The 14,971-nt window shown below is 70.2% G+C and carries 10 protein-coding genes; 3 read left to right on the forward strand and 7 right to left on the reverse strand.

The window, feature by feature from the left end:
* Positions 1-8: 8 nt before the first annotated feature.
* From QNA09_RS23145 to QNA09_RS23155, 3 genes are all read left to right on the forward strand, one after another.
* Positions 9-1,805: an ABC transporter substrate-binding protein/permease gene (locus QNA09_RS23145; protein ID WP_119700218.1), complete on the forward strand. Its 1,797-nt coding sequence runs from the start codon at positions 9-11 to the stop codon at positions 1,803-1,805.
* Between the two features lie 3 nt (positions 1,806-1,808).
* Positions 1,809-2,552, forward strand: a complete 744-nt coding sequence (locus QNA09_RS23150) for an amino acid ABC transporter ATP-binding protein (RefSeq protein WP_010596296.1) — start codon at positions 1,809-1,811, stop codon at positions 2,550-2,552.
* A 138-nt stretch (positions 2,553-2,690) separates the two neighbouring features.
* Positions 2,691-4,766 carry a PhoX family phosphatase gene (locus QNA09_RS23155; protein WP_119700219.1) on the forward strand — a complete coding sequence of 692 codons (2,076 nt, stop codon included), beginning with the start codon at positions 2,691-2,693 and terminating at the stop codon, positions 4,764-4,766.
* Positions 4,767-4,818: 52 nt separating this feature from the next.
* On the opposite strand, the gene QNA09_RS23160 is transcribed toward QNA09_RS23155, so the two are convergent.
* From QNA09_RS23160 to QNA09_RS23190, 7 genes are all read right to left on the reverse strand, one after another.
* Complete coding sequence (locus tag QNA09_RS23160) at positions 4,819-5,538, reverse strand: haloacid dehalogenase type II (RefSeq protein WP_059174492.1); 720 nt, start codon at positions 5,536-5,538, stop codon at positions 4,819-4,821.
* Between the two features lie 93 nt (positions 5,539-5,631).
* Positions 5,632-6,927 (reverse strand): CdaR family transcriptional regulator, encoded by a 1,296-nt coding sequence (locus tag QNA09_RS23165; RefSeq protein WP_048771234.1) that lies wholly within the window; start codon positions 6,925-6,927, stop codon positions 5,632-5,634.
* Positions 6,920-8,347, reverse strand: a complete 1,428-nt coding sequence (locus QNA09_RS23170; protein WP_119700220.1) for an NAD(P)/FAD-dependent oxidoreductase — start codon at positions 8,345-8,347, stop codon at positions 6,920-6,922. Before QNA09_RS23170 ends, QNA09_RS23165 begins: the two co-directional genes overlap by 8 nt.
* The gene (locus QNA09_RS23175) at positions 8,344-10,131 is read right to left on the reverse strand and encodes a DUF3556 domain-containing protein (RefSeq protein ID WP_010596301.1); all 1,788 of its coding nucleotides are present in this window, start codon (positions 10,129-10,131) and stop codon (positions 8,344-8,346) included. The genes QNA09_RS23170 and QNA09_RS23175 overlap by 4 nt, the downstream gene beginning before the upstream one ends.
* Positions 10,132-10,213: 82 nt before the next feature.
* The gene (locus tag QNA09_RS23180; RefSeq protein WP_119700221.1) at positions 10,214-11,674 is read right to left on the reverse strand and encodes a class I adenylate-forming enzyme family protein; all 1,461 of its coding nucleotides are present in this window, start codon (positions 11,672-11,674) and stop codon (positions 10,214-10,216) included.
* 160 nt (positions 11,675-11,834) lie between these two features.
* Complete coding sequence (locus QNA09_RS23185) at positions 11,835-13,304, reverse strand: amino acid permease (RefSeq protein WP_119700222.1); 1,470 nt, start codon at positions 13,302-13,304, stop codon at positions 11,835-11,837.
* A gap of 170 nt (positions 13,305-13,474) precedes the next feature.
* The gene (locus tag QNA09_RS23190) at positions 13,475-14,896 is read right to left on the reverse strand and encodes a permease (protein ID WP_119700223.1); all 1,422 of its coding nucleotides are present in this window, start codon (positions 14,894-14,896) and stop codon (positions 13,475-13,477) included.
* Between the last annotated feature and the right edge of the window lie 75 nt (positions 14,897-14,971).

Consider the following 14,971-nt stretch of genomic DNA (forward strand, 5'->3'; position numbering starts at 1 on the left):
CTCCCACCATGCCCGAATCCGTGATCGCGAAACGGAGCACCGTGGCAGCGCTGCTCCTGGCGGTGCTCCTGGCGCTGACCATGACGGCCTGCTCGTCGGGCGGTGATCGATCGTCTGCTCCGCAAGACCTGTGTTCCCCGCCCGGAGTCGGCTCGGCGTCCGCGGCACCGGCGAACCTGGACACGTCGGCCGCCGCCGCGGAGGACCGGTACACGACGCCGGACGTGGTGCCCCTGGACTCGATCGACGTCGCGCGGCTGAACCTCATCACCCCCGGCGTGCTCACCGTCGGCACGCTCTCCGACGCGCCACCGAGCATCTGCGTGAACTCGAGCGGCGAGTTCACGGGCTACGACAACGAACTGCTGAAGGCTGTCGCGGAGAAGCTCGGGCTGCGTGTGCAGTTCGTGGGCACCGAGTTCGCAGGCCTGCTCGCCCAGGTGGCCGGCCGGCGCTTCGACGTCGGCTCGTCGTCGATCACCACCACCGACGAACGGCGCCAGTTGGTCGGCTTCACCAACGGCTACGACTTCGGGTACTTCTCGCTGGTCGTGCAGAACGGCAGCCCGATCCGCGGGTTCGGCGACCTGAACGCCGCCACGCGCATCGGGGTCGTGCAGGGCACCGTGCAGGACGACTACGTCGTCAACACCCTCGGCCTCGATCCGGTGAAGTTCCCGGACTACAACACCGCCTACGCGAACCTGAAGACCGGCCAGATCGACGCGTGGGTGGCGCCGTCGCAGCAGGCCGAGGGCGCCATCGCCCCCGGCGATCCCACGTCGATCGTGCAGAACACCTTCAGCCTCAACAACTTCGTCGGCTGGGCCGTCGCGAGGGAGAACCAGCCGCTGATCGACGCCCTGAACTCCGGGCTCGACGCGGTGATCGCCGACGGCACCTGGGCCGAGCTGTACACCCGATGGGTGCCCCGGGAACTGCCCGAGGGCTGGAAGCCCGGCAGCAGGGCCGCGCCGGAACCGGACCTACCGGACTTCGCGGCGCTGGCCGCCGAGAACGCCGGCGAGGAACCGGGAGCGACGGCACCGAAGTCCACGCTCGAGCAGCTGCGCGAGACGTTCTTCTCCTGGGAGCTGTACCGGCACGCCTTCCCCGATCTGTTGAAGACCGGGTTGCCCAACACCCTGATCCTCGCCGTCACGTCGGGCGTCGCCGGGACGATCCTCGGGATGTTGCTCGCCATGGCCGGGATCTCCCGCACCCGCTGGCTGCGCTGGCCCGCCCGCGTCTACACCGACATCTTCCGGGGGCTGCCCGCCGTCGTGATCATCCTCCTCGTCGGCCTCGGTGCCGGACCGGTGGTGCAGGGCCTGACGGGCAACAACCCGTACTGGCTCGGCGCCGCCGCCCTGGCGCTGCTCGCGGCCGCCTACATCGGGGAGATCTTCCGGTCGGGCATCCAGTCGGTCGAACCGGGGCAGATGGAGGCTGCCCGCGCCCTGGGCTTCAGTTACCGCCGGGCGCTGACGCTGGTGGTGATCCCCCAGGGGGTGCGACGCGTGCTGCCCGCGCTGATGAACCAGTTCATTTCGCTCATCAAGGACTCGTCGCTCATCTACTTCCTCGGCCTGCTGGCCACCCAGCGGGAACTGTTCGCCGTCGGCCGCGACCTGAACGCCCAGACCGGCAATCTCTCCCCGCTCGTCGCGGCGGGCCTGTTCTACCTGATCCTCACGGTGCCGTTGACGCACCTCGTGAACTACATCGACCACCGCCTGCGCACCGGCCGGCCCGAGGCCACCCTCGACCCGCTCGAACAGGAACTCGTCGTGGAGAGGGGCTGACCGATGCCGACCACCGTCCCCGAGAGTGTGTCCCTCACCGGGACCGGGCTGCACCTGGCCTTCGGAACCAACCGGGTGCTGCGCGGGGTCGACATCCACGTCGACGCCGGGAAGACCGTCACCGTGGTCGGCCCGTCCGGTTCGGGCAAGTCGACCCTGCTGCGCGTGCTCAACCGGCTGCACGAACCCGACGCCGGCGACATCCTCCTCGACGACCGCTCGGTGCTGAAGGACAACCCCGACGAGCTGCGGCAGCGGATCGGGATGGTGTTCCAGCACTTCAACCTCTTCCCGCACAAGACGGTGGCCGAGAACATCGCGCTCGGCCCCCACAAGCTCAAGGGGCTGTCGAAGGAGCGGGCCCGCGCGCTCGCCCTCGAACAGCTCGACCTGGTCGGGCTGAAACACAAGGCCGACTCCCGTCCCGGCAACCTGTCCGGCGGGCAGCAGCAGCGCGTCGCGATCGCCCGCGCCCTCGCGATGGCCCCGCAGGTGATGTTCTTCGACGAGGCCACCTCGGCGCTCGATCCGGAACTCGTCAAGGGGGTGCTCGCCCTCATGGCCGACCTCGCCTCGGGCGGCATGACGATGGTGGTCGTCACCCACGAGATGGGCTTCGCCCGCTCGGTGTCGGACACCGTGGTGTTCATGGACCACGGCGCGGTAGTCGAGACCGGCCCACCCGAGGAACTGTTCGACGCCCCGAAAACCGAGCGCCTGCAACAGTTCCTGTCGCAGGTCCTGTAGGCCGCTCCGCGGCCGGTGTGTCCTTTGGGCGGCTGGGGCAGCCCAAAGGGCACACCGGACGTTCACCTCGTCTTTCCCTTCGCCTGGTTTCGGTCTCCTACGGTGCCCGCGTTGAACCGATTCGACGAGGGAGTACCTGTGAGTCCGAAGCCCCTGCCGCTGATCGTCACGCACGACGGCAAATCGTCACGCGCCGCCGTCACCTGCCGCTACAAGTGCGGCAACGCGTGTTCCCACGCCGTGCCCAACACCTCCGGGGGCGAGTACTTCGGTGACGTCGTGCGCACCGCCATGAGCCGGCGCGGCGTGCTGCGCGGCGGCGCGATGGCGGTGCTCGCGGTCGGTGCGGGCGGTGTGCTCGCCGCGTGTGCCGACGACGCGGGCAGCACCGGCGGCGCCACGACGTCGGGCCCGGCGGACCTCGGCCCCGCGCCCACCGGCACCGACTTCACCGCCGTCGTCCCGAACACCGACGACGTCGTGACCGTTCCCGAGGGCTACGACCAGTCCGTCGTCATCCGGTGGGGTGACCCGGTGCTGCCGGATGCGCCCGCCTTCGACATCGGCAACCAGACCGCGGCCGCGCAGGAGAAGCAGTTCGGCTACAACAACGACTTCGCGGGGCTGCTGCCCGTCGACGGCGTGCCGAACACCTACCTGCTGGTGGTCAACCACGAGTACACGTCCGAGCCCTTCATGTTCGCCGGCTACGATCCCGACAACCCCACCGAGGAGCAGGTGCGCATCGGATGGGCCAATCACGGGCTGTCCGTCGTGCAGGTCAAGGGTGAGGCCGGATCCGGTCGTCTCACACCCGAATTCGGCCCGCACAACCGGCGTATCACCGGTCTGACCGAGTTCGTTCTCACCGGTCCCGCCGCGGGCAGCGACCTGGTCAAGACCGCCGCCGACCCGACCGGCACCCGCGTGCTCGGCACCCTGAACAACTGCGCCGGCGGTCTCACCCCGTGGGGCACGGTGCTCTCCGGCGAGGAGAACTTCAACCAGTACTTCGCCAACGCCGAGAACGTCACCGACCCCGTCGCCGCCGAGCGACTGGCACGCTACGGCCTCGAGGGCGGCGCGTCGGAACGCCTGTGGGAGCGCTTCGACCCGCGTTTCGACATCGTCGCCACCCCCAACGAGGTCAACCGGTTCGGGTGGGTCGTCGAGGTGAACCCGTGGGACGCGACGTCCGTGCCGGTCAAGCACACCGCCCTCGGACGGTTCAAGCACGAGGCCGCGACGATCCACGTCACGGGCGACGGCACCGTCGTCTCCTACAGCGGCGACGACGAACGCTTCGACTACATGTACAAGTTCGTCTCCTCCCGCAAGATGCAGCCCGGCACGTCGCAGGCGGCGATGCGGCACAACATGACGCTGCTCGACGCCGGCACCCTGTATGTGGCCAAGCTGACCGGTGATTCGCCGGACGAGATCGACGGCAGCGGCGTGCTTCCCGCTTCCGGCACATTCGCCGGCACGGGAGAGTGGATTCCCCTGCTGCGCACCGCCGAGGACGGCCGCGGCGAGTCCCTGGTCGACGGCATGACCGCCGAGGAGGTCGCGGTGTTCACCCGTCTGGCCGGGGACAAGGTCGGGGCCACCAAGATGGACCGGCCGGAGGACTTCGAGCCGAACCCCGTCACCGGCAAGGTCTACGTCGCGTTGACCAACAACACCAAGCGCGGCGAGGACGGCAAGGCCGCCGCCGACGTCGCGAACCCCCGCAACAACAACAAGAACGGGCAGGTGCTCGAGATCGACGACGACCACGCCGGCACGTCGTTCACGTGGAGCCTGCTGCTGGTCTGCGGCGATCCGGAGGCCGCCGACACGTACTTCGGTGGTTTCGACAAGGCGCAGGTCAGCCCGATCTCGTGCCCGGACAATCTCGCCTTCGATCCGCACGGCAACCTGTGGATCTCCACCGACGGCAACGCCCTGAAGTCCAACGACGGACTGTTCAGCGTCGCGCTCGACGGCCCGCGCCGCGGGGAGACCAAGCAGTTCCTCACCGTGCCCGTCGGTGCGGAGACGTGCGGACCGATCGTGCAGGAGAACCGCGTCGTCGTGTGTGTGCAGCACCCGGGCGAGACCGACGACGCCACGTGGGACGCCCCGTCGTCGCACTGGCCCGACGGCGGCACCTCGCAGCCGCGCCCGGCCGTCGTCGCGGCCTGGAAGTCCGACGGCCTGATCGGCGCCTGACCCCGTGCGCGCTTCTGGTAGCAGCCGCTACCAGAAGCGCGCACGGGTGCCGTCAGGCGCCCAGGCGGCGGGCGAGGTCGATCAGGTCGTCGGCGATCACGTCCCAGTCCTGTTCCGCGCGCAGGTCCGTGGTCTGGGCCGGGCCGTGCTCGGTGGGTCGCGCGAAGAACGCGGTCCTCAGGCCGCAGGACCGCGCGGCCGCCAGGTCCTCGTTGTGGGCGGCGCACATGCACACCTCGCCCGGCTCCAGGCCCAGGATGTCGGCCGTGCGCAGATACGCCTCGGGCATGGGCTTGTAGGCTCGCGCGACCTCGGCACCGAGGACGGCGTCCCAGGGCAGGCCCGCCCGTTTGGCGATGTCCACCATCATGCCGATGTTGCCGTTCGACAACGGGGCGACGACGAAACGCTGCTTCAGCCGGGTCAGTCCCTCGACGGCGTCGGGCCAGGGATCGAGCCGGTGCCAGGCGAGATTGAGCCGATCGAGATCGGTCCCCGGCACGGCGGCCGGATCGATGCCGACCGTACGCAGCGCCGCGTCCAGGTTCTCTCGGTGCAGCACGTCCAGCCGCACGAACGGCCGGGTGCCCGCTCGCACCGCCTGCATCGCCGGCTGGTAGCGAGCCCGCCAGGCGTCGGCGAAGACGACCGGGTCGATCGACTCGTCGTAGCGGGCCAGCAGGGGCGCCGCCTCCCGCGCGATGCTGGTGCGCCAGTCCACCACCGTGCCGAACACGTCGAAGACCAGTGCCTTCACCCCGGAGATGCTCATACGCCGCATCCTCCCAGCACCGCCGGGCCGGTGCACGTCAACCAGCACCGCCGGGCCGGTGCACGTCATCCAGCACCGCCGGGCCGGTGCGCGTCAGCGCAGCACCGCCGCCCCGAGGAACTCGCACGCCTGCAGCGCCAGCGCGATGTCCAGCTTGTCGTGCACCGCGGGTGCCCCGGTCGGGTCGCCGAGCGCCTTGTTGATCCGGTACTTGACGGTGTTGCGGTGCAGGTTCAGCCGTTCGGCGGTGTGCAGGTGGCTCTCACCGGTGGCGAAGTAGGTGCCGAGGGTGACCCGCAGCATCGCGGCCTGTTCGGTGTCGTCGGCGAGCGGACCGAGGATCTCGCCCACCCATGCCCGCGCGGCGTCGAGGTTGCGGGCGAGCAGCGACACCACCGCGACGCCCCGATCCCCGAAGCCGACGACCCGCCGGGTGCACGTGGTCTGCGCCACCGCAATCGAATACGCGGCCTCGGCCTGCTCGTGCGAGCGCCGGAAGCCGGCCAGGCCGGAACCGGGCAGGCCCACCGCGAGACGGCCGGCCGGATGGGAGCGCACGACGGCGTCGAGCGCCGCCGTGTCGATCACCGGCCGGCGCCGATCGAACGGAAGCCACGCCCACACCGTGCGCCGGTCGATGGCGGTGAGGATCGGCGGGGCGTCCGACCCGAGATGCACCGCCACCGCACGCACCAGCCGGTCCAGCGGATTGATGGCACCGTCCGCGGATTCGACTGTGGTCCAGGCGATCACCCCGACGTGACAGCGGTCGAGCCGGTACCGGGTCTCCGCCTCGAACGCCGCGGCGTCGGTCTCGGATCCGTCGACGAGGCCGTGGATCAGGGCGGAGTGCACGTTGCCGCGCACGGCCGACCACCGGCGACGTTCCTTCTCGTACGCGTCGAACACGTACAGGGTGATCCAGTCGATGTACCGGTAGACCACCGCGGAGATGTACTCGACGACGTCGAGGGTCACCTGCGGCGGCAGGTTCATCGACCGCACCTCGTCGAAGCACAGCCGCATGAGGTCGTTCTGCCCCATGTGGTACGCTCGGACGAGGGAGTGCGACGGCACGTCGCGCTGCGCGAGACGGAGCGCGTATTCCACTGCCGCCGTCGTGGGTTGGAGGTGGTCGGCAGGGATCTCGTTGGTGAGCACGTGGATGATCGTCGCGATGTTGCCGTGCACGCTCGCCTCGAGGAGTTCGACGAGTTGCGGATCCTCGTCGAGGTGGGCGATCTCGCGCGCCATCATCGCGGTCATGGAACGGCTGATCTCCCGTTGGCGGGCGTCGAAGCGGCGCGCGACCTCGGCGACGACGCGCCGGACGTCGTCGACGGCCGACGGTGCACCCGTCGACCGCCCCGAGACCACCGGCTCAGCCACGGCCCGTGCTCCGCAGGTGCCGCAGCGCCGACTCGGCGGCGTTGTAACCGCACATTCCGTGCGCGCCCGCCCCGGGCGGGGTGGAAGCCGAGCACAGGTAGACACCCGGAACCCCGGTGCTGTAGGGGTCCAGTGCAATTCGTGGCCGGAAGACCACCTGCAGGTCGGCGTTGGCACCGCCGACGATGTCCCCGCCGATCTGGTTGGGGTTCTGCCGCGCGAGGTCGGCCGGTGCCGTCGTCGAGGTCGCGACGACGCGGTCCCGGAACCCCGGGGCGAACCGCTCGATCTGCGCGACGATCGCGTCCGTCGCGTCACCGGTGTAGCCGGCCGGGACGTGGGCGTAGGCGTACACCGGGTTCAGGCCGCCCGCCGAGCGGGTCGGGTCGGCGACGTACTGCTGACCGAGCAGCACGAACGGCTTCGCCGGCATGCGGCCCGTCGCGACGTCGCGTTCGGCCCGGGCGATCTCGGCGAACTCGCCGCCGAGGTGGACGGTCCCGGCCCGCCCGCAGTCCGGATCGGTCCAGGGGATCGGGCCGTCGATCGCGAAGTCGACCTTGAAGGCGCCGGGAGCGTGACGGAACTTGCGGTAGGACTTGGCGATCCGCGACGGCACCGCGTCACCGAGGATGTCGAGGGCGGCGCCGGGGGCGACGTCGAGGAGGACGACGTCCGCCGGCGGCAGGTCCGCCGCGCGACGGACCCGGACGCCGGTGTGCACCTTGCCACCGTGCTCGGCGAGCTGGGCGGTCAGTGCGCGCGCGATGGCCGCGGAGCCGCCCTCGGCCACCGGCCACCCGTAGCGGTGGCCCGCGGCGGTGATCATCAGCCCCACGGCGGACGTCGCCGGGCGGTCCAGCCGGTGGTAGGCGTGGGCGGCGATGCCGCCGAACAGGGCCCGTCCCTTCGGCGTGCGGAACCAGCGGGCCGCGGCCGTCGCGGGCAGCAGGGCCCGCGGCCCGAACCCCGCCAGCCGCAGCGGGTGGCGGGGGACGTTCAGCACCGGCCGCATCAGGTCCGCGGCGAGCGCGTCGAACCCGGATGCGAGGTCGGCGAACATCCGCCGCCACCGCGGCCCGTCCGCGCCGAGACCGGCCGCGGTGACGTCGAGGGAGCGGTGCAGCAGGGCGGCCTCACCCCCGTCGAGGGGGTGGGCGCAGTCGATCTCCGGCCACCGCCACCGCAGGCCGTACCGTTCGAGGCCGAGGGTCTGCAGGTAGGGGGAGCCGGCACCCATCGGATGGAAGGCCGAGCAGTGGTCGTGGACCAGGCCGGGGACGGTGAGCTCGCCGGAGCGGGTTCCGCCGCCGATCTCCTCGGCTGCCTCGAGGACCTGGACGTCCACGCCGCGACGGGCGAGGTGGACGGCGGCGGCGAGCCCGTTGGGCCCGCTGCCGACCACGACCGCCGTACTCACGCCTGCACCTCCAGCTGTTCGGCGTCTGTGCGGTCCATTGTCCACTGCACGTCGAACGGGATGGGTCCGTTGGGCAACCAGGGCTGCTCGGCGACGGCGTCGGCCACCCTGTAGGTGCCGCGTTCGATCACGCCGAGGGCCGCGTCGATCACCTTGTACTCCTGGGTGCCCCGGTGGATGGGCTGCGATTCGATCCACGCGACGACGAACTCGCCGGGGGCGAAGTTGCAGCGGCGCTGGATGGCGGCGATGAGGTGCTCGTTGTGCAGGTGACCGTCCCCGAAGTTGAAGGCGACGATCGAGTTGCAGGAGAACTCGGCCTCGCGCAGGTCGTAGGTGTCGATGTCGTCCCCGAGGTGCCGCATCATGAGGGAGAACAGTGCCCGGCCCTGGCTGTGCAGGGACCGCCAGCCGAGCAGCTGGTGCATCACCACGTCCGCGACGTCCTCGGGGTAGGTGGCGAGCAGCTGGGTGCGGGTGTTCTGCGCACCGCGGACGATGTGCCGATTCAGCTTCTCCTCCGCGCCCGGCGCGAACGCCCAGGTGGCGGACGCCCAGTTGCCGGCGTACTGCCGCATCGACGGCAGGAACGACACCAGGTCGGGACGCAGATTGCCCAGCACCGGGAAGAAGCACAACCCGGCGGTGATCCCCCCGGCCAGCCACAGCGACGACATGTCGGTCACGGCGTAACCGTCCCACGCGGGGAAGCCCCAGAACAGGAAGACCGTGGCGTAGGCGAACAGCAGATTCCATTCCAGCGGCACCGCGAGCGGGAAGGTCGACGCGATGAAGAAGTGGAACGCCACCATCAGCAGCACGGCGAGCAGCGTGAGGGTGCGGTTCGTGGAGAACAGCAGCACGAGCGGCGTGGCGATCTCGACGAGGGTGCCCAGGACGTGCCCGACGCCGCCGGCCAGCACGGACGGGCGCAGATCGTTCGGGAAGCTGCGGTAGTGCGCGCGCTTGATCGTCCTGGACAGCATCCACGGCGTGTTGCTGATCATCGGCGGGATCACCATCGAGAAGTGGTGACCGAACTTCGAGACGCCGGCGCCGACCCAGACGGTGACGATGAGCAGCTTGAGGGCGACGATCATGTCGACGAACGGCAGGAAGGTGAAGAACACCAGCGCGGGCAGGTACTGCTCGCTGCGCGCCGCAATGAAGATCACCTTGTCGCGCAGGCCGATCAGGACGAGCAGCACGACGATCGGTGCCACCACCGCGGGCCGGACCAGTCCGGCGTTGTCGGCGATCACCGCGTCGACCGAGGCGGTGTGGACACCCGGAAGAACGATGGCGGCAAGAAGATTGACGAGCAGGACGGCGTAGAGCGCGACGTCGCCGGCGGTGCGGCGGTCACCGGCCGTGCCCGGCACCTTGCCCGGCCACGGTGGGAGCCGGATCGTGTCCGGCTTCAGCCAGGAATGGAATCCGCCGGTCATCGGCTTGAAGTGCCCGGCGAGCGGGCCCCACGAGCCGCCGACGCCGAGCGCCTCCACCAGCACCGTCCACAGGATCAGCTTCTGGTAGACGATCGGCTGGTTCCACCACGACGCCACGTCGAGCCAGGGCAGGCCCGAGGTCAGCGTCGCGAGGGCGGTGCCGGCGCCGACGTAGAGGACCAGCAGCTTGAGGATGTAGACGGTGTGCACCATCTTCGGGGTGCCGAATCCGTGGTCGACCCAGTGGGTCGACATGGCCCGCAGCCGATCCCGGAACGGGAGCTGACGGAAGGTGGCGGGATCCACTTCCGGGAAGTGGCCGGTCTTGAAACCCATGGGAATTCGCCTTTCGGGTAGGGGCGGCCGCCCCACCGGCCCGGGGCCGGCGAGTCGGAGCGTGTGGTGTCTCGGGGAGCGGTCAGGCGTGCACGGGAGCCCCGTGGCTGCGCCGCAGAACGGGCTTGTCGATCTTCCCGACGGGGTTGCGCGGCAGGGAGTCGACGACGTGTACCTCGGCGGGCACCTTGACCCTCGTCAGCCGCTCGGCGACGTGGGTGAGCAGTTCGGCCCCGGTGACGGTCCGGCCGGGGCAGGTCACGACGTACGCGACGGGGACCTCGCCGTACACCTCGTGCGGCGCGCCGATCACGGCGGACTCGAGGACCGCGGGGTGGGTGGCGAGCGCGTTCTCGATCTCCTTGGGGTACAGGTTCTCCCCGCCGCGGATGATCATGTCCTTGATGCGGTCGACGAGGGTGAGGTAGCCGTCCTCGTCGAGCCGGCCGACGTCGCCGGTGTGCAACCAGCCGTCGACGACGGTGCGGGCGGTCTCCTCGGGCCGGCCGAGATAGCCGCGCATCACGTTGGGGCCCTTGATGAGCACCTCGCCGGTGGCGCCGGGCGGCAGGTGCCGGCCGTCGGGTCCGGCGACGGCGATCTGCTGACCGGGCAGCGCGGGGCCGACCGTGCCGAGCTTGCGGGGGCCGTCGACCGGGTTGCACGCCGACGCGCAGGTGCCCTCGGTGAGCCCGTAGCCCTCGACGACGACGAGCCCGAAGCGCTGCTCGACGCGGTCGAGGAGTTCCTTGGAGATCGGGGCCGCGCCGCAGATCGCGAAGCGCAGCGACGAGGTGTCCACCGGGGTGTCCTGCGGCTGGGAGACCAGCAGGGCGTAGATGGTGGGCACGGCCGAGAAGTACGTCGGTCGCAGCCGGGCCACGTCGCCGAAGAAGCGGTCCGGGGAGAACCGGCCGGTGATGCTGAGCTGAGCACCGGCCAGCAGGGGCGCGAGGAAGCTGACCGCGATCGCGTTGACGTGGAACAGCGGCAGGATCAGCAGGCAGTGGTCGGTCTCGGTCAGCCGCAGGTGCGTGCGGAAGGAGTCCGCCATGAACTGCAGGTTCGCGTGGGTGAGCTGCACGCCCTTCGGGCGGCCCGTGGAGCCGGAGGTGTAGATCAGCAGGGCGGTGTCGTCGGGTTCCGGGTCGGCGCCGGCCGCCCATCCGGCGGGAGCGGCGACGGCCATGTCGTCCACGTGGATCACCGGTCGGCCGCCCGACGGGGCGCCGGGACCGGCGTTCACGACGAGTGCGGCTCCGGCGTCGTCGATCTGGTACCCGGCCTCGCTCGCGGTGAACGCCGGATTGACGGGGGTGGCCGTCGCGCGCAGCCGCCACGCCGCCATGAGGGCGACGAGCAGTTCGGCCCGGTTGGGCAGCATCACCGCGACGACGTCACCCGCTGCGATGCCGTGCTGCTGGAGCTGCGCCGCGAAACCGTCGACTCTGCGGGCGAATTCGGCGTAGGTGAGCTGCCGGTTGTCGTCCCGCACGCAGGGCCGGTCCGATTCGCGGTGCCACACCAGGTATTCGATCGTCACTACCGTCGGTCCTCTCGTTTTCGGCTGACCACGACGGTAGTGACGGGGATCACGTCCCGGCTACGGCCTCGCGGGCTCGAGTTCCGGCCGGGTGTTGTCCTCCGAGCACAAACACCGCGCCGCCGGCTGCGGAAGGCAGCCGGCGGCGCGGAACGGATCGTCAGGGTGCCGGATCGCCCGAGGCGGCGGGCTGCGGCGCCGCCGCGACGTGCATCGCCCGGGCCAGTGCCGCCTCCTCGGGCGCAGCGGTCCGTGCGCCACCACGCCGGCGCAGGTACCGGGTCTTGAGGTGGTACGCGGCGACGATGACGGCGAGCGCGATCAGCGACTGCACCAGTTCGGCGCGGGCGCCGGTGAACCACATGCCGACGAGGATCGCGACGATGACGGCCGTGACGACGACGGGCAGGACGGGGTAGAGCCACACCCGGAACTGCAGGATCTCGGGCGACGTGCGTTCCCAGCGGCGGCGCAGCACCAGTTCGGACAGGCAGATCATGATGTACACGAACAGGCAGATCGCACCGGACGACGTGACCAGGTACAGGAAGATGGTGTCGGGCCAGACGTAGGCGGCGACGATGCACACGTATCCGACGAACGTGCACGACAGCACGCCCTTCAGCGGGACACCGCGGGAGTTGACGGCCGTCATCCAGGCGGGGGCGTCGCGGTGGGCACCGAGCACGAACAGCATGCGCGACGCGGTGTAGAGCCCCGAGTTCAGGCACGAGAGCACGGCGACCAGCACCACGAAGTTGAGGATCTCGGCCGCGCCGGGGATACCCAGGACCTCGAGGGCGGACACGAACGGGGATTCGCCGACGACGTAGCTGTCCCACGGCAGCATGGTGACGAGCAGGAACGTCGCGCCGACGAAGAACGCGAGGATCCGGAACACGACGGTACTGGTGGCGCGGCGGATCGCCGCGGCCGGCTCCTTCGACTCCGCCGCGGCGATCGTGACCAGCTCGGCTCCCGTCATCGAGAAGATGACGGCGACCACTCCGACCAGGACAGGGGTGAAGCCGTTCGGCAGGAAGCCGCCGTGGGCGGTCAGGTTTACGAACGACAGGTCGGCCCCCGGCCAGACGCCCAGCACGTAGAGACCGGCCAGGACGAGGAACGCGATGATCACCGCGACCTTGATTCCGGCGAACCAGTACTCGGCCTCACCGAAGTTGCCGACCGACAACAGGTTCACCACGGTCATGATCAACAGCAGGCCGGCCGCCATCAGCCACAACGGAACACCGGGGAGCCAGCGGCCGAGCAGGGTGGCCCCGACCACGGCCTCGATTCCGACGACGACCACCCAGAAGTACCAGAACAGCCAGCCGGTGGCGAAGCCCGCCCAGTTGCCCATGGCGTCGCGGGCGTACTCGGTGAACGAGCCGGTGCAGGGCTTGGCGACGGCCATCTCCCCGAGCATGCGCATGACCAGGAAGACGATGAGTCCGCAGATCAGGCAGGTGAGGATCGCGCCGGGGCCGGCCTGGCCGATGATCGCGCTGATGCCCACGAAGAATCCCGCGCCGATCACCCCGCCCATGGACAGCATGGTGAGATGACGCCTCTTCAGCGCGTGACCCAGGGTGTCGGACCTTTCGGCCGGTGAATCGGTGTGCACGGCACTCCCTTCGAGACCTGGTGTGCGGCGCCGTGGGGTGCCGGTTCCGGCGTCCCGGCGGCGCTGTCGCTCGGATGGGAGAACCCTACGACCGCGATGTGACCCACGACATGTCCGTGATGTACACAATCGTGAGTCACACCCGCCGTCGGGGCGATTGTCCGTCGGATTCAGACCGGTTGCGCCTCGTCCGGCGCCGCCTCGGGTGCCTGCGACGTTTCGGGCTTCTGCGACGTTTCGGGTCCCTGCGGCGTTTCGGGTCCCTGCGGCGTTTCGGGTCCCTGCGCCGCCTCGGGTTCCGAGGGCGCACGATCCGTCGGGGTGAGCAGCACGTAGCTGCCCGCGGCCAGCAGCACCGTCACCACCGGGGCGAGCTGCGCCCACGTCGTGCTGACCTCCTGCACGGTGAGCACGATGCCCGCGACGGAGGAGATCAGCCACGCCAGCGCCCCGCCGGACGCGGTACGGGGCATGATGCGCCCCCGATCGCGCAGCACGTAGACCACCGCGATCGCCACCCACGCGGTGATGAGCACGCCCTGCCAGGCGAGGGCCTGCAGCAGGTATCCCAGCACGTCGGTGAGCATGAGCAGGTAGGCGAGCACCGCGGTGACCACCACCCACACCGGCCGGGGCACGTCGAGGCGCAGTGCCCGGTGGACGAACACCTGCAGGTTGGTGGAGGCGAGGTAGAAGTTGGCCGAGTTGATGCGGGTCTGGGACACGATGATCAGCAGCACCCCGGCGAAGCCGAGGGAGCCGACGACCGCCTCGACCACGCCGGTCTCGGTGCCGGCGATGTCCCAGGCGCCGAGGAGGTAGAGCCCGACGAGTCCGTTGACGCCGAAGGTCAGCGCGTAGAACACCCAGCCGAAGGTGACGGTGCCGTGGAAGCCGGCGTCGGCGCGGCGACCGAGCCGCGCGTAGTCGAAGGTGTACATCATCAGCACCCAGACGCCCATGTAGACGAGGTAGGCGGTGAGCCAGCCCGGAAGCGGACCCGAGGCCACCGTGGCGGTGAGCCACCCGGTGGGGTAACCCTGCTGCACGGTCGCAGCCACCACGACGGCGACCATGCCGACGAGGTAGAACGGCAGCAGGATCCCGTTGAGCTTGTCGAGCCATGCGGCCACGCCCCCGATCACCACCGGGATCATGTACACCGTGCACAGCAGGTACCACAGCCGGATGTCGCCGCCGAAGTACTCCTGCAGCGCCACCGCGACGATGGAGCCTTCGAAGACCCCGTAGTAGAGCGCGGTGGCCGCGAACAGCGCCGGGGCGAGCAGCGAGCCGACGGCGCCGAACATGCGCCGGGACAGCAGCTCGACGGACAGGCCGGTGTGGATCGCATAGCGGGAGAGCAGCAGATTGACGACGCCGAAGGTGGCGATGGAGGCGGCCATCCCGGCGAGGGTGGCCGGTACCCCGACCGCGCCGGCCGAGGCGACCGCGATGTAGAGCCAGAACATGGCGCTGAACATGGCCCACCAGGCCATCGTCAGCGACCAGCGGGACAGCCGGCCGGATTCGGGCACGCGATCGCGGTCCACGGGGGATTCGGGGGCGGAGTCGGTGAGGTGATCGGACATGGGGGTCGCCTCTCGAGGGGAGGGAATCCGAACCGGCGCAGGGGCGCTCGACCGCCCGCGGCACGGGAGGTTCGG

It is taken from the genome of Rhodococcus sp. AH-ZY2 (assembly GCF_030916465.1).
GTDB classification, from domain to species: domain Bacteria; phylum Actinomycetota; class Actinomycetes; order Mycobacteriales; family Mycobacteriaceae; genus Rhodococcus; species Rhodococcus ruber.

Excerpts from the sequence above, each read along its gene's own strand:
- QNA09_RS23190 (WP_119700223.1), bottom strand. The coding sequence starts at position 14,896 with ATGTCCGATCACCTCACCGACTCCGCCCCCGAATCCCCCGTGGACCGC.
- QNA09_RS23145 (WP_119700218.1), top strand. The coding sequence starts at position 9 with ATGCCCGAATCCGTGATCGCGAAACGGAGCACCGTGGCAGCGCTGCTC.
- QNA09_RS23175 (WP_010596301.1), bottom strand. The coding sequence starts at position 10,131 with ATGGGTTTCAAGACCGGCCACTTCCCGGAAGTGGATCCCGCCACCTTC.
- QNA09_RS23150 (WP_010596296.1), top strand. The coding sequence starts at position 1,809 with ATGCCGACCACCGTCCCCGAGAGTGTGTCCCTCACCGGGACCGGGCTG.
- QNA09_RS23160 (WP_059174492.1), bottom strand. The coding sequence starts at position 5,538 with ATGAGCATCTCCGGGGTGAAGGCACTGGTCTTCGACGTGTTCGGCACG.